Genomic DNA, 18,783 nt, shown 5'->3' on the forward strand with positions numbered 1-18,783 from the left:
CGTTATGGCCCGTGGGGTTAACAAAGTCATTCTGGTCGGTACCTGCGGTCAGGATCCCGAAGTCCGCTACCTGCCCAACGGTAACGCCGTGACCAACCTGAGCCTGGCCACCAGCGAGCAGTGGACCGACAAGCAGTCGGGCCAGAAGGTCGAGCGTACCGAGTGGCACCGTGTGTCGCTGTTCGGCAAGGTCGCCGAGATTGCCGGCGAGTACCTGCGCAAGGGTTCGCAGTGCTACATCGAGGGCAAGCTGCAGACCCGCGAGTGGGAAAAGGACGGTATCAAGCGCTACACCACCGAGATCATCGTCGACATCAACGGCACCATGCAGCTGCTCGGCGGGCGTCCGCAGGGTCAGCAGGGTGGTGGCGACCAATACAACCAGGGTGGTGGTAACAACTACAACCAGGGTGGCCAGCAGCAACAGTACAACCAGGCTCCTCGTCAGCAGGCCCCGCGTCCGCAGCAGGCGCCACAGCGCCCGGCGCCGCAACAGCCGGCCCCCCAGCCAGCTGCTGACTTCGACAGCTTCGACGACGATATTCCGTTCTGATCCATTCCTGGGGCACCCATGGCGCCCTTGTGGAACGAAGTTGTAACAAGAAACCCGCTTCATGCCTGAAGCGGGTTTCTTTTTGTCTGGGCAACCAGGCAGGCGCCTGCCAGGATCAGCCCTCTTCGAGTGCCGTCCTTGCAAATTGGGCGTCCAGTTCCGGCGTCGCTCCGCTGATACCGATTCCACCGATATGCCTGCCGTTGACATCCATGATCGGCAGTCCGCCTTCCAGCAGGGTGAATCCGGGCAGCGAGGCGTACGGATTGGCTGGCAACGCGGCGCTGCGCTCGCCAAGCGAGCGGGACGACAGCGGGAAGCGGGCGGATGTCTCGGCCTTGAGCTGCGCAACCTGGATGCTGCCGCTGCTGGTGCCATCCATGCGCTGGAAGTACTTCAGGTTGCCGTGGTTGTCGACGATGCTGATGACGATGGCGACGCTTTGGGCGCGGGCGGCACGCTCGGCGGCATCGGCCATGGCCCGTGCTCGCTCGGCGGTGATCTGCAACGCGGCGGGAGGGGCGTGATCATCGCCTCCTGTTGCCGCCATGCTGGGTTGAGTGAGTACTGGGATGCCGATCAAAAGTGTGGTCAAGAGGTGCTTGATGTTCATGCCTGCGGTCCTCCTCCATGTGTGATCCATCAACCTAACAGGCACAGAATGTGTCGTGGCGTAGTCCATTTCCGGTAGCAATGTAGGATTTGTATGGGGGAGAAGGCGATTTGCCTCGCGCCTGATCCAGATCATCGCACTTTGCAGATTCTTGACTAGGCTTAACCGTTGGCGGTCTCTGTCCACCGCCACCGTGAAGTCCCTGAGGCGCCGGCCAAGTCCCGTGCGCCCGAGAACCTGATCAGGAGTGCACGATGGATCTCAACCGTCGGCAATTCTTCAAGGTCGCCGCCGTCGGCCTTGGAGGCTCGAGCCTCGCGGCGTTGGGCATGGCCCCGACACCCGCGTTCGCCGAGCAGGTGCGCCACTTCAAGCTGGCGCATACCAAAGAAACCCGTAACACCTGTCCTTACTGCTCGGTCGGCTGCGGCCTGATCATGTACAGCCAGGGTGACGCGGGCAAGAACGTCAAACAGAACATCATCCACATCGAGGGCGACGCGGACCATCCGGTCAACCGCGGCACCCTGTGCCCGAAAGGCGCTGGCCTGCTGGACTTTATCCACAGCCCCAGCCGCCTCAAGTACCCCGAGGTGCGCAAGCCGGGCAGCAGCGAGTGGACCCGCATCGACTGGGACGAAGCCCTCGATCGTGTCGCCGACCTGATGAAACAGGACCGCGACGCCAACTTCATCGAGAAGAATGCCCAGGGCCAGACGGTCAACCGCTGGCTCACCACGGGCTTTCTCGCCGCGTCCGCCGCTTCCAGCGAAGCGGGTTACATGACGCACAAGGTGATCCGTTCGCTGGGCATGCTGGGGTTCGATAACCAGGCGCGTGTCTGACACGGCCCGACGGTGGCAAGTCTTGCCCCGACGTATGGCCGTGGCGCGATGACCAATCACTGGTCTGATATCGCCAACGCAAACCTGGTCCTGGTGATGGGCGGCAACGCCGCTGAAGCGCACCCGTGCGGCTTCAAGTGGGTGACCGAAGCCAAGGCGCACAACAAGGCGCGGCTGATCGTGGTCGACCCGCGGTTCACCCGTACCGCCTCGGTGGCCGATTATTACGCGCCGATCCGTACCGGCAGCGACATCGCCTTCATGGGCGGGCTGATCAACTACCTGCTGAGCAACGACAAGATCCAGCACGAGTACGTGCGCAACTACACCGACGTGTCGTTCATCGTCAAAGAGAACTATGGCTTCGAGGACGGGCTGTTCAGCGGCTACGACGCGGCCAAGCGCGTGTACGCCGACAAGTCCGGCTGGGGCTACGAGCTGGGCGAGGACGGTTTCGCCAAGGTCGATCCGACCCTGCAGCACCCGCGTTGCGTCTACCAGCTGATGAAGCAGCACTACAGCCGCTACACGCCGGAGCTGGCGAGCATGACCTGCGGCATGCCCCAGGACCAGATGATGAAGATCTGGGAAGAGATCGCCACCTGCTCGGTGCCGGGCAAGACCATGACGATTCTCTACGCCTTGGGCTGGACCCAGCACTCCATCGGCGCGCAGATCATCCGCAGCGCGGCCATGGTGCAGTTGCTGCTGGGCAACGTCGGCATGCCGGGTGGCGGGGTCAACGCCCTGCGCGGTCACTCCAACATCCAGGGCCTGACTGACCTGGGGCTGCTGTCGAACTCGCTGCCGGGTTACCTGACCCTGGCCGGTGATGCCGAGCAGGACTACACCGCCTACATCGACAAGCGCGCCTCCAAACCGCTGCGCCCGGGGCAGCTGTCGTACTGGCAGAACTACGGCAAGTTCCACGTCAGCCTGATGAAGGCCTGGTACGGCGCTAACGCCACCGCCGCCAACAACTGGGGCTACGACTGGCTGCCCAAGCTCGACGTGCCGGCCTACGACGTGCTGCGCATGTTCGAGATGATGGGCCAGGGCAAGGTCAACGGCTACATGTGCCAGGGCTTCAACCCGATCGCCGCGCTGCCGGACAAGAACCGCGTCACCGCGGCCCTGGCCAAGCTCAAGTGGCTGGTGATCATGGACCCGCTGGCCACCGAGACCTCGGAGTTCTGGCGCAACGCCGGCCCGTTCAACGACGTCGACACCGCCAACATCCAGACCGAGGTGATCCGCCTGCCCACCACCTGCTTCGCCGAGGAGGACGGCTCGCTGGTCAACAGCAGCCGCTGGCTGCAGTGGCACTGGAAAGGCGCCGACGGTCCGGGCGAGACCCGTACCGACGTGCGCATCATGAGCGAGCTGTTCCTGCGCCTGCGCAAGCGCTATCAGGCCGAAGGCGGCGCCTACCCCGACCCGATGCTCAACATCAGTTGGCCGTACAAGGTGCCTGAAGAGCCTTCGCCCGAGGAGTTGGCCAAGGAGATGAACGGCTGGGCGGTCAGCGACCTCACCGACGCCACCGGTGCCACGCTCAAGGCCGGCCAGCAGCTGGCCGGCTTCGCCCAGATGAAGGACGACGGCAGCACCGCGTCCGGCTGCTGGATCTTCGCCGGCAGCTGGACCGAGCAGGGCAACCAGATGGCCCGGCGCGACAACAGCGACCCGTACGGCATGCACCAGGTGCAGAACTGGGCCTGGGCCTGGCCGGCCAACCGGCGCATCCTCTACAACCGTGCCTCCAGCGACCCGCAAGGCAAGCCGTGGGACCCGGAGAAGAAGCGCCTGGTGTGGTGGAACGGCAAGGCCTGGACCGGCACCGACGTGCCGGACTTCAAGGTCGACTCGCCACCGGAAGCGGGGATGAACCCGTTCATCATGAACCCCGAGGGCGTGGCGCGGTTCTTCGCCATCGACAAGATGGCCGAGGGGCCGTTCCCCGAGCACTACGAGCCGTTCGAGACGCCGATCGGCATCAACCCGCTGCATCCGCAGAACAAGAAGGCCACCAGCAACCCGGCCGGGCGGATCTTCGATTCGGTGTGGGACACCCTCGGCACCCACGACGAGTTCCCCCATGCGGCGACCACCTACCGGCTGACCGAGCACTTCCACTTCTGGAGCAAGCATTGCCGGCTCAACGCCATCGCCCAGCCCGAGCAGTTCGTCGAGATCGGCGAGGTGCTGGCGAACGAGAAGGGCATCAAGGCTGGCGACCGGGTGCGGGTATCGAGCAAGCGCGGACATATCGATGCGGTGGCGGTGGTGACCAAGCGGATCCGTCCGCTGCAGGTCAACAACCAGACCGTGCACCAGATCGGCATCCCGTTGCACTGGGGCTTCACCGGTGCCACCCGGCATGGCTACCTGACCAACACCCTGGTGCCGTTCCTCGGTGACGGCAACACGCAGACACCGGAGTCCAAGTCGTTCCTCGTCAAAGTGGAGAAACTCTGATGGCCAGCCAAGACATCATCGCCCGCTCGGCCACCACCACCGTACCGCCCTCGGTACGCCAGCAGCAGGAAGTCGCCAAGCTGATCGACACCACCAAGTGCATCGGCTGCAAGGCCTGCCAGGTGGCGTGCTCGGAATGGAACGAACTGCGTGACGAGGTCGGCCACAACCACGGCACCTACGACAACCCCCAGGACCTCAGCGCCGAGACGTGGACCCTGATGCGCTTCACCGAGCACGAGCGCGACGACGGCAACCTGGAGTGGCTGATCCGCAAGGACGGCTGCATGCACTGTGCCGAGCCAGGTTGCCTGAAGGCCTGCCCGAGCCCGGGGGCGATCATCAAGCACGCCAACGGTATCGTCGACTTCAACCAGGACCACTGCATCGGTTGCGGCTACTGCATCACCGGCTGCCCGTTCAACATCCCGCGCATCTCGCAGAAGGATCACAAGGCGTACAAGTGCACCCTGTGTTCCGACCGCGTGAGCGTGGGCCTGGAGCCGGCCTGCGTGAAGACCTGCCCGACCGGGGCGATCGTCTTCGGCAGCAAGGAGGAGATGAAGGTGCATGCCGACGAGCGCATCGTCGACCTGAAGTCGCGGGGATACGAGAACGCCGGGCTGTACGATCCGGATGGCGTCGGCGGCACCCATGTGATGTACGTGCTGCACCACGCCGACACGCCACGGATCTACGCCGGCCTGCCGGACCAACCGGTGATCAGCCCGCTGGTGGGGCTGTGGAAGGGCTTCAGCAAGCCGCTGGCGCTGCTGGCCATGGGCGCGGCGGTGCTGGCCGGGTTCTTCCACTATGTACGCGTGGGCCCGCAGCGGGTCGAGGAGGACGAACACCCGGCGCCTGTGGATAACACGGTCCACCCGGTGGACCCGGCGGTGCATGTCTATGATCCGAACCGCCCGGGCGGGCAGGGGGAGCAGCGGCCATGAACGACAACAAGCCTATCCTGCGCTACAACGCCAACGAGCGGAGCAACCACTGGGTCGTGGCGATCCTGTTCGTGCTGGCCGGCCTCTCGGGGCTGGCGCTGTTCCACCCGGCGCTGTTCTGGCTCAGCCACCTGTTCGGCGGCGGGCCGTGGACGCGGATCCTCCACCCGTTCATCGGCGTGGCCATGTTCGTGTTCTTCCTCGGGCTGGTGCTGCGCTTCTGGCGCGCCAACTTCATTACCGCCAACGACCGCCTGTGGCTGCGCCGCATCGACCGGGTGATGCTCAACAAGGAAGAGGGCGTGCCGCCGATCGGCAAGTACAACGCCGGGCAGAAGCTGCTGTTCTGGACCTTGCTGGCCTGCATGCTGGTGCTGCTGGTCAGCGGCGTGGTGATCTGGCGCGCGTACTTCAGCCATTGGTTCGGTATCGACGTCATTCGCCTGTCGGCGCTGCTGCATGCCCTGGCGGCGTTCGTGCTGATCCTCAGCATCATCGTGCACATCTATGCCGGGATCTGGATCAAGGGCTCGATCGGCGCCATGCTGCATGGCTGGGTCAGCCGCGCCTGGGCACGCAAGCACCATGAACTCTGGTACCGGGACGTGACCGGCGACAAGACGCCGCACAACCACGGTGGAAAAGAAGGATGACCGTTTGAGCACGATTCTCGAACCTGGGCAGATCGAAGCGTCGGCGGTAATGCCACCGTTTCTGCACCTGCCCGCCGCGCACCTTTTCGAGGTGCGCGCCGCCCGGCTGGAGCAACTGGCCGAGGGCAATGCCCTGGGCGATTACCTGCGGTTGATGGCACGGCTGTGCCGGATTCAGCAGCAGCTTGTGGATAACCCACCGGCCGGCCTGCCCGTGGCCGAGGAGCGCCGGCGCCTGTGCATAAGTCATGGCCTGCCGCCGCTGGCGGCCGACAGCCTGGTGCGTGAAGGGCCGTGGCTGGTCTGGTTGCAGGCGTTGCTCGAGCATTTTGCGGCGGAGCCTGATGGGCCGCTGGCGGACGCGCTGGGGACGTTGCGTGGCAGCGATGAGACGCAACGCAAAGGCTGGGGCATTGCCCTGCTCGGCGGCCAGTACGACGCAGTGCCGGCCGCGCTGGTGCCCTTTATCGGCGCCGCGTTGCAGGCGGCGTGGTCCAGCTGGCTGCTGGCTTTGCCTGCGCCTGAGCTCAAACCCGCCGGCAGCCTGGCCCAGTGCCCGGCCTGCGGCTCGCCGGCGATGGCCGGGGTGGTGCGCAATCGTGGCAAGCACAATGGCCTGCGCTACCTGGCCTGCTCGCTGTGTGCCTGCGAATGGCATGTGGTGCGGGTCAAGTGCGTGTACTGCGAGTCGAGCAAGGACCTGCGCTACAGCAACCTCGAGGATGACCGCCACGCGCCAGGCAAGGCGCCGCTGCGTGCCGAGTGCTGCCCGGGGTGCCAGAACTACCTCAAGCAGTGCTACCTGGAGAACGACGCTGCGGCCGAGCCGTTGGCCGACGACCTGGCGAGCCTGGCGCTGGACATGCGCCTGGATGAGGAGGGCTTCCATCGGCTGGCGCCGAATCTGCTGTTGGCACCGGGCTAGGGGGTAATTGTCTACACTGCTACACCGAGTTGCCTTCTTCGCGGGACAAGCCCGCTCCTACAGGTACAGCGCTGGTTTCGACGCCAACGCGCTTCCTGTAGGAGCGGGCTTGCCCCGCGAAAGGGCCGGAACAGACAACGGATCAGTCAAAGGTAGTACCGAATGTCTTCAACCCTCGCCAGCGACACCCCACGCCTGCCCTCCATCGACACCCTGCTGCGCCACCCAGCCTGCGCCCCACTGATCGACCGCCACGGTCGTGACGCCACGCTGGCCGCCCTGCGCCAATTGCTCGACGACCTGCGCGAGCCTGCTCGCCTCGGCCAACTGAGTGCCGCCGAACTGACCGCCGAAGTTCTCCTGGGCCGAGCCGGCGAACGCCTGGCCATCCAGCAACGCAGCCAGGTACGTCGGGTGTTCAACCTCACCGGCACGGTGCTGCACACCAACCTCGGCCGGGCCTTGCTGCCCGAGGAAGCGGTCGACGCCATGCAGACCGCCGCCCGCTACCCGCTGAACCTGGAGTTCGACCTCAACACCGGCAAGCGCGGCGACCGCGACGACCTGATCGAAGGCCTGCTCCGTGAACTGACCGGCGCCGAGGCCGTCACGGTGGTCAACAACAACGCCGCCGCCGTGCTGCTGGCGCTCAACAGCCTGGGCGCACGCAAGGAAGGCATCATCTCCCGTGGCGAACTGATCGAGATCGGCGGCGCCTTCCGCATCCCCGACATCATGGCCCGCGCCGGCGTGAAGCTGCATGAGATCGGCACCACCAACCGCACCCACGCCCGCGACTACGAAGGCGCGATCAACCCGCGCACGGGGCTGCTGATGCGTGTGCACTGCAGCAACTACAGCATCCAGGGTTTCACTACCCAGGTGCCCACTGCGGAACTGGCGCGCATTGCCCATGCACATGAGCTGCCGCTGCTCGAAGACCTGGGCAGCGGCAGCCTGCTCGACCTGACCCGCTGGGGCCTGCCGGCCGAGCCGACCGTGCGTCAGGCCCTGACCGATGGGGCCGACATCGTCACTTTCAGTGGCGACAAGCTGCTCGGCGGGCCGCAGGCGGGGATCATCGTCGGGCGCAAGGAGCTGATCGCGAAGATCAAGAAGAACCCGCTCAAGCGTGCCCTGCGGGTGGACAAGATCACCCTCGCGGCGCTCGAAGCGGTGCTGGCGCTGTACCGCAATCCGGACCGCCTGGCCGAGCGCCTGCCGAGCCTGCGCCTGCTCACCCGGCCCCAGCCCGAAATTGCCGCCCAGGCCGAGCGCCTGGCGCCTGAACTGGCCGCGCGGCTGGGGGCGCAATGGGCAGTCAGCGTCGAACCAGCCCTGGGCATGATCGGCAGCGGCAGCCAACCTGTGGCGCGCCTGCCCAGCGCGGCCTTGTGCCTGCGTCCGCAGGTGTCGAAGAAACTGCGTGGGCGCAGCCTGCATGTACTGGAGCGGGCGCTGCGTGACCTGCCGGTGCCGGTACTGGGCCGCATCGACGACGATGCCCTGTGGCTCGACCTGCGCCAGCTGGACGACGAGGCCCAGTGGCTGGCGCAGCTGCCGAGGTTGCAACTGGGGCCAGTGCAGTGATCGTCGGTACCGCCGGCCACATCGACCACGGCAAGACCGCGCTGCTCCAGGCCCTGACCGGCCAGGCCGGCGACACGCGCCAGGAGGAGCGCGCCCGGGGCATGACCATCGACCTCGGCTACCGCTATGCCGCGCTGGCCGAAGGTGCTCCGCTGACGGGTTTCATCGATGTGCCCGGCCATGAGCGTTTTATCCACAACATGCTCGCCGGCGCCCATGGCATTGATCTGGTGCTGCTGGTGGTCGCCGCCGACGACGGGGTGATGCCGCAGACCCGCGAGCACTTGTCGATCATCGAGTTGCTGGGCATTCCCCAGGCGCTGGTAGTCATCAGCAAGTGCGACCGGGTCGAGCCGCAACGCTTGGCCGAAGTCCAGGCGCAAGTCATCACGCTGCTGGCGCCCGGGCCATACGCCGGGGTACCGCAGTTCCCGGTGTCGAGCCTGAGTGGCGAGGGTATCGACGCCTTGCGCGAAGCGTTGCTGGCCGCCGAGGCCCAGGTGCGTCGACGCAGTGTGCGGGGCGGATTCCGCCTGGCCGTGGACCGCGCCTTCGCGGTGTCCGGGGCGGGCGTGGTGGTCACCGGGACGGCCCTGGCCGGGCAGGTCAGCGCCGGTGACACGCTGTTGCTGGGCAAGGCCGGCAAGCCGGTGCGGGTGCGTGGCCTGCATGCGCAGAACCAGGCGGCGCTGGTGGCCGAGGCCGGGCAGCGGGTCGCGTTGAACATCAGCGCTGAACGGCTGGCGGCAGAGCAGGTGCACCGGGGCGACTGGCTGGTGCCGCAGTGGCTGCATGCACCGAGCGTGCGGGTCGATATCGATTTCACCTTGCTGCCGGGCGAGACCCGGACGTTCGAGCATTTCAGCGCGGTGCATGTGCACCTGGGGACCCAGGATGTCACGGCCCGTGTTGCGTTGTTGGAGGGTGAACGGCTCGGCGCCGGCCAGCGCATGTTCGCCCAGTTGCTGCTCAACGCGCCGTTGCAGGCGGTGCATGGCGATCGGCTGGTGCTGCGCGACCAGCGCGCCCAGCGCACCCTCGGCGGTGGCCGCGTGCTCGATCCCTTTGCGCCGAGCCGACAGCGACGCAGCGAGGTACGCCTGCGCCAGCTGCAGGTACTGCGTGATGTCACTGAACTGGAGCAGGCCCTGCCGGCGTTGCTCGAAACTGCACCCGGCGGGCTCGATCCGCAGCGCCTCGAGCGCCAGTTCAACCGTCTGCGCGAGACCTGGCAGTTGCCGGAGGATGTGCAGGTTATCGCCACCCGCCAGGGCCAGTTGCTGTTCTCACGCCAGCAGTGGCATTCACTCAAGCAGCAGGTGCTGGCGCGGCTGGCGCAGTTCCATGAACAGGAGCCCGACCAGCTTGGCCCGGACCGCGACCGCCTGCGCCGCTTTACCGCGATGCCGCTGGAGCGTCCGGCGTTTGTCAGCCTGCTGGATGAGCTGCTGGGCGAAGGGGGGATCAGCAGCAGTGGTCCGTGGCTGCATCTGCCTGGGCACAAGGTTCAGTTGAGCGAAGCCGATACTGCACTGTGGGAGCGCTTGCTGCCGCGCTTGCTGGCGGGTGAGTTCGATCCGCCCTGGGTGCGTACGCTGGCTGCCGAGGAGCGCTGCGAGGAGGCCGAGGTGCGCCTGCTGCTGCGCAAGCTCGCCCGCCTGGGCCTGTTGCACCAGGTGGTGCGTGACCTGTTCTACCCGGAGGTGACGCTAAGGCGCATGGCAGAGCTGTTGTTGCAGCAGGCCGAGGCATCGCCGATAGTGCAGGTTGCGGCGTTTCGCGATATGTTGGGCATCGGTCGCAAGCGCAGTGTGCAGATACTCGAGTACTTCGACCGCGTTGGCCTGACCCGGCGGGTCGGCGACCAGCGGCATATCCGCGTCGACAGCGCCCTGGCCCAGTTGCAACGCGGGCCCTGATTTCAAGGAAGGCAATCGCGCCCGGTGGCGCGGCCGGGCTTCAAACCCGGTTGGGGACGGCAGCCGTTCCCGGGCAGGTTCGACTCCCGCTGCCTTCCGCCAATTTTTTGTTTAGATCTGGTTGGCTACGATAACTTGCATGTAGTGGGATATCTTTCTTGTCCCATCTGAAGCACCTAGTATATCTGTCGACTTTGAAATCAATTCGTATCTCTTGATCTTGATCTTGCTTCTAAGTGCGCGGTAGTTCAGGCGACGCCAATTGCGACTTCAGGAGGCCGAGCGGAGTTCTTGCGGAGGGAGGTGACGGGCATGGATGCCCGTCAAGCGCTGCGCCCCAGGATGGGGCGTTCAGCGCGGTCCTCCCGGGAGCAAGAACGGAGCGAGGGAACCCCGGAGCGAAGCGTAGGGGCCGGATGAATGGAGCGAGGATTTTTTGGTGACTTTTTGATCCTTCAAAAAGTTACCCGCCGTAAGGGCGGAAAGGTGACTTTGCGTCACCATCGCAAATGAATGCGCATATAACTTTCAAAACAGACTATTTAAAAGTCAAAGTCAAAGTCAAAGTTGGTCAGTGCTGGTATTAATAGTTGTAGGTGCATTCATTTGCGATGTCGACGCATAGTCACCTTTTCGCCCTTACGGCGAGTTCCTTTTTGAAGGATCAAAAAGGAACCAAAAAATCCTCGCTCCATTCATCCGGCCCTACGCTTCGCTCCGGGTCCCCTCACTCCGGCCTTGCTCCCGGGAGGACCGCGCTGCAGGGCCCATCCTGGGCCCCAGCGCTTGACGGGCATCCATGCCCGTCACCTCCCTCCGCAAGGCCTGCGTTCGGCCTCCTGAAGTCGCGAAGGTACGAGCGGCGCCTGGGCTGACGCAGCTGTCGCTAGCAGGCTATGGGGGTAATCTCTTGATCGCCGAAGCCGAAGCCGAAGCCGAAGCCGAAGCCAGCCCGTATGTCGCTCGGAAGATCAATACGCTTAAGCGCGCTCACCACAAAGATCCAGCGCGAACCAATGCTCCGCCGCCTGCACATCCAGCCCCGCGCCCAACAGCGCAAACAGCTTGCCCAGTGCGGCTTCGCGGGTCATGCCACCGCCGCTGACCAGCCCGGTGTCACGCAGGCGGCTGCCGGCGGCATAGGTGTCGAACACCACCGAACCTTCCGGACACTGGCTGATGGCGACAATCATCACCCCGCCCTGACGGGCGTCATGCAGGACATCGAGCAGCGCCTGGTCGTCGGACGGCCCGGTACCACTGCCATAGCACTCCAGCACCAGCCCCTGGATACCGCTGTCGAACAAACCACGCAGGTGCTCGGCAGCCAGGCCCGGGAACACCGGCATGACCGCCAGCTTGACCGTCTGGCGCGGCTGGCGATAGTCCAGGCGGGCCGGCAGTTCTGGAGCGCGCTCGCCGTCACGGTGGCGGGGCAGCACGGTGAAGGCGTCGAACGCCTCGCTGCGCAGCTTCGAAGCGCGGCAGCCGTGCAGCAACTGACCGTGGAAGTACAGCTGCACGCCGTCCTCCAGGCCGTTTTCGAACAGGTTCAGGGCTCCGACAAGGTTGGCCCAGGCATCGCTGTCCGGCGCGCCGGCCGGCAGCATGGAACCGGTCAACAGCACCGGCGCCGGCAAACCCAGCAGCAGGAACGACAGGGCCGCGGCGCTGTAGGCCAAAGTATCGGTGCCATGCAGCACCAGCACGCCATCGTGGCCGTCACGCTCGACCGCCTCGACGATGGCGTCGCGCATCGCCAGCCAGTTGGCCTGTTGCATGTTGGCGCTGTCGATCAGCGGGTTCAGCTCACGCAGCGACCAGTGCACCTTCGGCGCATCGCCGCAGGCGGCGAAATGTTCGCGCATGCGCGTTTCAAAGCCACCGGCCGGCGCGAGGCCTTCGGCGGTCTGCAACATGCCGATGGTGCCACCGGTATAGAGGACGAGAAGATTCTTGACTGCACGCATGGGAATTTTCCGTAGCGATGTAGCGAAAGAAAGGGCAGCCGCCCACGGACGGGGCGGCTGGGGCAGGGGAGAATATCAGCGCTGAGCGTGCGCCTGAACGGCGGCTTTGTCAGTGGCTGTTTCAGCCTGCGGATTGGCCGGCCAGGCGGCACGGTCCAGGTCCAGGTCGGTGAACTTGCTGGAGTCGAACACCGGCTGCTTGATGCCGGCCTTGCGCTGTGCGTCGTAGTCGCGCATGACGCGCAGGCCGACCTTGAACAGCATGGCCAGGGCGATCAGGTTGACGAACGCCAGGCAGGTCATGGTGATGTCGGCGAAGGCGAACACGGTCGACAGGTCCTGCGTCGAACCCCACACCACCAGCGCCAGCACCAGGCCGCGGAAGGTCATCAGCACGGCGCGGTTGCGGCTGAGGAACTGCAGGCTGTTCTCGCCCAGGTAGTAGTTGTAGAGAATGCAGGTGAAGACGAACAGCGACAGCGCGACGCTGACGAACACGCGGCCCCAGTCACCGACCACGGCGGCCAGCGAGTTCTGGGTCAGGACGATGCCGTCACCTTCGAAGCCCGGGGTGTAGAAGCCCGACAGCAGGATCAGCAGCGCGGTGCAGGTGCAGATCACGAAGGTGTCGAGGAACACGCTGAACGCCTGGACCACGCCCTGGGCGCCAGGGTGTTTCACGGCGGCCACGGCGGCGACGTTCGGCGCGCTGCCCAGGCCTGCTTCGTTGGCGAACACGCCACGCTTCACGCCCATGACGATGGCGCTGCCCAGCAGGCCAGCGAACGCAGGGTCGAGGCCGAAGGCGCTCTTGAAGATGGTTTCCAGCATGGCCGGGACGTGTTCGATCTGGGTGCCGATCACGTACAGGGTCACGCCGATGTAGGCCAGGGTCTTGACCGGTACCAGCAGATCGGACACCGCGGCGATGCGCTTGATACCGCCGATGAAGGTCAGGGCCAGCAGGGCTGCCAGGACGATACCGGTGTGCTTCGGATCGAAGGCAAAGGCGTTCTGCAGCGAGTGCGTCACGGTGTACGACTGCAGGCCGATGAAGGCGAAGCCGTAGGTGACCAGCAGCAGGATCGAGAACACGATCGCCATGCTTTTCAGCTTCAGGCCGTGCTGGATGTAGTACGCCGGGCCGCCGCGGTACAGGCCGTCGCCGTCGGCGCGCTTGTAGACCTGGGCCAGGGTGCATTCGAAGAAGCTGCTGGACATGCCCACCAGCGCGGTGACCCACATCCAGAACACGGCGCCTGGGCCGCCGAGGGTCACGGCGATACCGACACCAGCGATGTTACCCGCGCCGACGCGACCGGCCAGGCTCAGCATCAGGGCCTGGAACGAGCTCAGTTGGCCTGCCTGGCCGCGAAGGGATTCCTTGAAGACACCGAACATATGGCCGAAATGGCGGAACTGGACGAACCGCGAGCGGATCGTGAAGTAGCTGCCGAGACCGACAATCAGCACGATGAGAAGCTTCCCCGAAAGGAAATCGTTGAGTGCTTCGAGCATTGGAAAATGACCTCGATTCTTATTCTTCGCGTGGAAAGACCAGCGGGCGGCAGGCGCACCGCTTTTCATTGGGGGCGCATGGTTGGCTATGACAACTGTGGTTACAATTTCGCGGGTTGCTCCATTTTGGTGCGACTTGATGCTAGAATGGCGTCACTCGCATCATCCGGACCCGCGCATCATGGGCGATCACTTCGCTATCAACCTCAAATTGGCCTGCAGTCACTACCGCTCTATCTCCGAGGTTTGCCGGCAGCTGTCGATCAACCGCGCGCAGTTCAACAAGTACCTGAGCGGCCAGAGCCGCCCGACGGCCTACAACCTCAAGCGCATCGGCGACTTCTTCGGCGTCGAGGATTACGAGCTGGGTCTGCCGCCCGAGCAGTTCGCCCGCTTGATCGGCGCACGCAACCAGGATCAGCGGGTCGGCTCCCAGGACGACCCGATCAGCGAACTGTTCAAGCCGCTGCATAAAGAAGCCGGCAACCTGTCGCGCTATTGCGGCTATTACTTCGAATACTCCAACTGCATGTCGGTGCCGGGCTCGATCCTGGTGTCGCTGGTGCACCTGTGGGAGGAGCGCGGCAGTTTCCTGTTCGAGCGCCAGGAACGCCAGGAGCGCAGCAGCGGCCTGGACCAGCACGCCGAGGTGCGTTGTCGCTACCTCGGCGCGGCGTTCCAGCTGCAGGACCGGATGTTCCTGATCGACTACGAGTCGCTCACCCTCAACGAGATGAGCCAGACCGTCCTCATTCCCAGCTTCAAGAGCCGTATCAGCCGCCTGAACGGCCTCAAGACCGGGGTCTCCAGCGGTGACCGGCGCAATCCGGCGTGCACCCGGGTGGTGTGGGAATACCTGGGCGAGGAGATCAACCGCATCAACGCCTTCCGGCAGATCAAGCTGTACCGCCCGGACGATCCGCGCATCGACGACGACATCCGCGACCGGTTGAGCGCGGGGATGGTCAGCAACGGGTTGTTCGAGATCGAATAGCCATGTCGCACAGGGAGCCATGATTGCGCGGCCAGCGCGCATCCTGTGGGAGCGGCTTTAGCCGCGAAGCAAGCGACGCGGTGTATGGCACCGGCTTCGCCGGTGTTCGCGGCTAAAGCCGCTCCCACAGGTCCCTGCTAAATCAGTAATTCATGTGCAGATCCATGAAAAGCGGGCAGGACTAGTCGAGAATGAACGCCGCCACCGCATCGGCCACCTGGTCCGCCACCTCGGGCCGGTCGCGCAGGTGCGCGGCGATGCCATGGTCGCAGTCGGTGAGCATCAGGCATTCCACATGGGGCGCCGGCACCGAGCGCAGCAAGGCGTGGGTGACCTCCTCGGGAATCGGGCTGTAGCGCTCGACGCCCGCCAGCCGCCGGGTACCGGCCGAGGTGCCGGGCCCCTGGCCGTGGACCCTGGAGTTGAGCCCGTCGTACTCGCCGATCACCAGCAGCACTCGGCCCTGGAACTGGCGCAGAAAGGCATAGCTGTCGCAGTCAAGGAAGGCAAAAGGTTTGCGGATGGCCTCGCTGAAGGCCGGCCCGAAGGGCGCGGCATGGGCCGCGTCGGGGTAGACCGCCGGGCAGATCAGCACCAGCTTGCGCACGCTGGGGCGCTGGGCGGCCAGCTTCAGGGCGATGGCGGCGCCCAGACTATGGCCGACCAGGGTGTCGCTGCGCGCGTCCAGATGCCGGTGAAAGCGCAGGGCCTCCTGCAGGTTGCTGGCCAGCGAGGCGTCCTTCGCCCCGGGCTCGCTGGCCAGGCTATGGCCGGAGAGGTTGCCGGTCAGCGAGCCGATGCCCTGCTGCTGGAGACGGTAGAGCAACGGGTTGAGGCGGGTGAAGTCGGAGCGTGCGCCGCCGACCACGAAGACCGTGGGGGCACGTTCGGCGTCTGGCAGCAGCAGGCGCGCCTGCTGGCGATAGTCGGCAAAATTTTCGTCGATGAACCGCTCCGGGCCGGGCGCGGGCTCGTCGAATTGCCAGCTGGCGCGTTGTGCAGTGTTCAGTTCGGCATCCATGTTGATCTCCTTGAACAGGCCTGGCGCAGTATAAGTAGCTGTCGGCAAAGGCGGAATACCGCCCCGACCGGTGCCAATCGGTATGCGGCGCGCGCCAGGCCTTGCCTGGGTTGGACTTCCCCTGCCGGAAACAGCAAAATGAACCCTTTCCTCCATCGACCAGACCGGACCTGTTGACTCTATGCGTATGCGCCTGATGCTGTTGGGTGGTGGCAATGCCCTCGGGCAAGCGCTGATTCGTCTCGGGGCCGAGGAAGACATCGCCTTCCTGGCGCCTCGCCCGCCGGAAAACGGCTGGGATCCGGCCAGCCTGACCCTGCTGCTCGACGAGCAACGTCCGCACGCCGTGGTCAACCTGGCCTATTATTTCGACTGGTTCCAGGCCGAGTCGGTCAGCGAGCAACGCCTGGCCCAGCAGGAGCGGGCGGTGGAGCGACTCGCCGAGCTGTGCCAGCACCACGAGATGATCCTTGTGCAACCGTCCAGCTACCGTGTGTTCGACGGCTCGCGCGCCACTGCCTACAGCGAGAAGGACGAGCCGGTGCCGCTCGGCTTGCGCGGCCAGGCGCTCTGGCGCATCGAGCAGAGCGTGCGCGCCACCTGTCCACAGCATGTGCTGCTGCGCTTCGGTTGGCTGCTTGACGAAAGCATCGACGGCGCGCTCGGGCGCTTCCTGACCCGCGCCGAACAGCCCCAGGAACTGCTGCTGGCCGATGACCGGCGCGGCAACCCGACGCCGGTGGATGATGCCGCGCGAGTGATCCTCTCGGTGCTCAAGCAGCTCGATTGCCAGGCGCCGCTGTGGGGCACCTACCACTATGCTGGCAACGAGGCCACCACGCCGCTGGTGCTGGGCCAGGCGATCCTCACCGAGGCCACCCAGTGGCGCAAGCTGGCCGTGCAGGCGCCGACCGCCCAGGCCCACGCCGCCCGCCCGGATGCCAGCGAGGAGCCGCAGCACGCGGTGCTGGCCTGCAAGAAGATCCTTCACACCTTCGGCATCAAGCCCCGCGCCTGGCGCGCCGGCTTGCCGCCCCTACTGGACCGATTCTACCGACATGGCTGACGCCCCCATCCTGATCACCGGCGGTGCCGGCTTTATTGGCTCCCACCTGTGCGATGCGTTGCTGGAGAAAGGCTACGCGGTGCGTATCCTCGACGACCTGTCGACCGGCAAGCGCAGCAACCTGCAGCTCGGCCATCCGCGCCTGGAGCTGCTCGAAGGCGATGTCGCCGACGCCGCCCTGGTGGCCCGTGCCGCCAATGGTTGCCAGGCAGTGGTGCACCTGGCTGCGGTGGCCTCGGTGCAGGCCTCGGTGGAAAACCCGGTGAAGACCCACCAGAGCAATTTCATCGGCACGCTCAACGTCTGCGAGGCGATGCGCCTGAACGGCATCCGTCGCGTGCTGTTCGCCTCCAGCGCGGCGGTGTACGGCAACAATGGCGAGGGCCAGTCGATTGCCGAGGACACGCCCAAGGCACCGTTGACCCCCTATGCGGTGGACAAGCTGGCGAGCGAGCAGTACCTGGACTTCTACCGCCGCCAGCATGGACTGGAGCCGGTGGTATTCCGCTTCTTCAATATCTTCGGGCCGCGCCAGGATCCTTCCTCGCCGTATTCGGGGGTGATCAGCATCTTCTGCGAGCGCGCCACCCGGGGTGCGCCGATCACCGTGTTCGGTGATGGCGAGCAGACCCGCGACTTCCTGTTCGTCGGCGATCTGGTCCAGGTGATGGTGCAGGCGCTTGAACAGCCGGTGGTGGAAGAGGGCGCGGTGAATATCGGCCTGAACCAGGCGACTTCGCTGAACCAGCTGCTCAAGGCGCTGGAGCAGGTGGTGGGCGGTTTGCCTGCGGTCAGCTACGCTCAGGCCCGCTCGGGCGATATCCGCCATTCGCGGGCGGACAATGCGCGCTTGCTGGCGCGTTTCGCGTTCCCTGAGCCGACGCCGTTCGTCGAGGGGCTGGCGCGGTTGCTCGGCAAGGCTTAAGCACTATTGCGGGGCAGGCCGCTCCTATGGAGCAACACGTAACCCATTGACTTGAGTTGACCCTGTGGGAGCGGGTTTACCCGCGAAGAATCCAGCGCGGTGTATGGCACCGGCTGCGCCGGTGATCGCGGGGCAAGCCCGCTCCCACGCTGGAACTCTGATCCATGCGCGACAGCTCAGCCGGAAGGGCTGGGTGATCTCCTACAGGGATCGTGCATGGCAGGTGGAGCAGGCATCACGAATGCCGGACCACCCGCCGCCGGCAATCCTCCGGCGCCACCTCCCGCCCATCCCGGGCCCGCACCTGCAGCGTCTCCAGCCCTTGGCCACGATCATCGACCAGCTGCGAGCGTGACTCCCCCGCTGTGAACAGGTAGCGCTCCCCCCACTGGCGCAAGCCGATCACGATCGGAAACACCGAGCGTCCCCGTTCGGTCAGCACATATTCCTTGTAGGCACTGCCATCCGAGGCCGGCTGCTGCACCAGCAGTTCCGCCTCCACCAGCAGCTTCAAGCGCGAAGCGAGGATGTTCTTCGCCAGCCCCAGGTTTTTCTGGAACTCGCTGAAACGGCGCAGGCCATCGAAGGCATCGCGCAGGATCATCAGCGCCCAGCGGTCGCCGAGCACTTCCAAGGCGCGGGCCACGGGGCATTGCTGGTTGTTCTCGTCGAGCATGGCGCGATCCTTGAATGTCTGTCTGGTTGCAGAATAAAACCACATTTGCTAGAAATCCAGTCAGGTGGTTTTAAATTGAAACCAGAA

Annotated in this window: 15 protein-coding genes and 1 tRNA gene; 11 read left to right on the top strand and 5 right to left on the bottom strand. The window is 65.2% G+C overall.

The genetic code is table 11. The features are described from left to right. Positions 1 to 4: 4 nt before the first annotated feature. Positions 5 to 553, top strand: a complete 549-nt coding sequence (locus tag NMG10_RS18385) for a single-stranded DNA-binding protein (RefSeq protein ID WP_203650014.1) — start codon at positions 5 to 7, stop codon at positions 551 to 553. A gap of 115 nt (positions 554 to 668) precedes the next feature. Here the strand turns inward: NMG10_RS18385 and NMG10_RS18390 are convergent, their stop codons facing one another. After that, positions 669 to 1,166 carry a heme-binding protein gene (locus NMG10_RS18390; RefSeq protein WP_254464851.1) on the bottom strand — a complete coding sequence of 166 codons (498 nt, stop codon included), beginning with the start codon at positions 1,164 to 1,166 and terminating at the stop codon, positions 669 to 671. A gap of 254 nt (positions 1,167 to 1,420) precedes the next feature. On the opposite strand from NMG10_RS18390, the gene fdnG reads away from it, so the two are divergent. The 7 genes from fdnG (at position 1,421) to NMG10_RS18425 (ending at position 10,628) form a co-directional block, all read left to right on the top strand. After that, positions 1,421 to 4,489 (top strand): formate dehydrogenase-N subunit alpha, encoded by a 3,069-nt coding sequence (gene fdnG / locus NMG10_RS18395; RefSeq protein ID WP_254464852.1) that lies wholly within the window; start codon positions 1,421 to 1,423, stop codon positions 4,487 to 4,489. Further along, positions 4,489 to 5,439 carry a formate dehydrogenase subunit beta gene (fdxH, locus tag NMG10_RS18400; protein ID WP_254464853.1) on the top strand — a complete coding sequence of 317 codons (951 nt, stop codon included), beginning with the start codon at positions 4,489 to 4,491 and terminating at the stop codon, positions 5,437 to 5,439. The genes fdnG and fdxH overlap by 1 nt, the downstream gene beginning before the upstream one ends. After that, on the top strand, positions 5,436 to 6,092 hold the full coding sequence (locus NMG10_RS18405) for a formate dehydrogenase subunit gamma (RefSeq protein ID WP_203650023.1): 657 nt from the start codon (positions 5,436 to 5,438) through the stop codon (positions 6,090 to 6,092). The genes fdxH and NMG10_RS18405 overlap by 4 nt, the downstream gene beginning before the upstream one ends. A 4-nt stretch (positions 6,093 to 6,096) precedes the next feature. Further along, the gene (gene fdhE, locus NMG10_RS18410) at positions 6,097 to 7,017 is read left to right on the top strand and encodes a formate dehydrogenase accessory protein FdhE (RefSeq protein WP_254464854.1); all 921 of its coding nucleotides are present in this window, start codon (positions 6,097 to 6,099) and stop codon (positions 7,015 to 7,017) included. Positions 7,018 to 7,179: 162 nt separating this feature from the next. Continuing rightward, positions 7,180 to 8,607, top strand: a complete 1,428-nt coding sequence (gene selA / locus NMG10_RS18415) for an L-seryl-tRNA(Sec) selenium transferase (protein WP_232857399.1) — start codon at positions 7,180 to 7,182, stop codon at positions 8,605 to 8,607. Next, positions 8,604 to 10,526 (top strand): selenocysteine-specific translation elongation factor, encoded by a 1,923-nt coding sequence (selB, locus tag NMG10_RS18420; protein WP_232857412.1) that lies wholly within the window; start codon positions 8,604 to 8,606, stop codon positions 10,524 to 10,526. The genes selA and selB overlap by 4 nt, the downstream gene beginning before the upstream one ends. Before the next feature lie 6 nt (positions 10,527 to 10,532). Then, positions 10,533 to 10,628: transfer RNA gene (locus tag NMG10_RS18425), tRNA-Sec, on the top strand. Between the two features lie 878 nt (positions 10,629 to 11,506). Here NMG10_RS18425 and NMG10_RS18430 read toward each other — a convergent pair. Together NMG10_RS18430 and NMG10_RS18435 are read right to left on the bottom strand one after the other, a co-directional pair. Beyond that, on the bottom strand, positions 11,507 to 12,496 hold the full coding sequence (locus NMG10_RS18430) for an asparaginase (RefSeq protein WP_203650039.1): 990 nt from the start codon (positions 12,494 to 12,496) through the stop codon (positions 11,507 to 11,509). Between the two features lie 75 nt (positions 12,497 to 12,571). Further along, on the bottom strand, positions 12,572 to 14,014 hold the full coding sequence (locus NMG10_RS18435; RefSeq protein ID WP_050703570.1) for a sodium:alanine symporter family protein: 1,443 nt from the start codon (positions 14,012 to 14,014) through the stop codon (positions 12,572 to 12,574). Positions 14,015 to 14,195: 181 nt separating this feature from the next. Between NMG10_RS18435 and NMG10_RS18440 the strand changes: the two genes are divergently transcribed. Next, complete coding sequence (locus NMG10_RS18440; protein WP_110739063.1) at positions 14,196 to 15,008, top strand: helix-turn-helix transcriptional regulator; 813 nt, start codon at positions 14,196 to 14,198, stop codon at positions 15,006 to 15,008. 181 nt (positions 15,009 to 15,189) lie between these two features. On the opposite strand, the gene NMG10_RS18445 is transcribed toward NMG10_RS18440, so the two are convergent. Next, positions 15,190 to 16,029, bottom strand: a complete 840-nt coding sequence (locus tag NMG10_RS18445) for an alpha/beta hydrolase (RefSeq protein WP_254464855.1) — start codon at positions 16,027 to 16,029, stop codon at positions 15,190 to 15,192. Between the two features lie 181 nt (positions 16,030 to 16,210). Here NMG10_RS18445 and NMG10_RS18450 point away from each other — a divergent pair, with 181 nt between their 5' ends. Together NMG10_RS18450 and NMG10_RS18455 are read left to right on the top strand one after the other, a co-directional pair. Then, positions 16,211 to 17,095 (top strand): sugar nucleotide-binding protein, encoded by an 885-nt coding sequence (locus NMG10_RS18450; protein ID WP_028690262.1) that lies wholly within the window; start codon positions 16,211 to 16,213, stop codon positions 17,093 to 17,095. After that, the gene (locus NMG10_RS18455; protein ID WP_234560561.1) at positions 17,088 to 18,020 is read left to right on the top strand and encodes an NAD-dependent epimerase/dehydratase family protein; all 933 of its coding nucleotides are present in this window, start codon (positions 17,088 to 17,090) and stop codon (positions 18,018 to 18,020) included. The genes NMG10_RS18450 and NMG10_RS18455 overlap by 8 nt, the downstream gene beginning before the upstream one ends. A gap of 235 nt (positions 18,021 to 18,255) precedes the next feature. On the opposite strand, the gene NMG10_RS18460 is transcribed toward NMG10_RS18455, so the two are convergent. Further along, a complete protein-coding gene (locus NMG10_RS18460; protein ID WP_232856666.1) occupies positions 18,256 to 18,696 on the bottom strand; it encodes a helix-turn-helix domain-containing protein in 441 nt (146 codons plus the stop codon). Positions 18,697 to 18,783 lie beyond the last annotated feature (87 nt).

Source organism: Pseudomonas sp. DVZ6 (genome assembly GCF_024259445.1).
Classification (GTDB): Bacteria; Pseudomonadota; Gammaproteobacteria; order Pseudomonadales; family Pseudomonadaceae; genus Aquipseudomonas; species Aquipseudomonas peradeniyensis.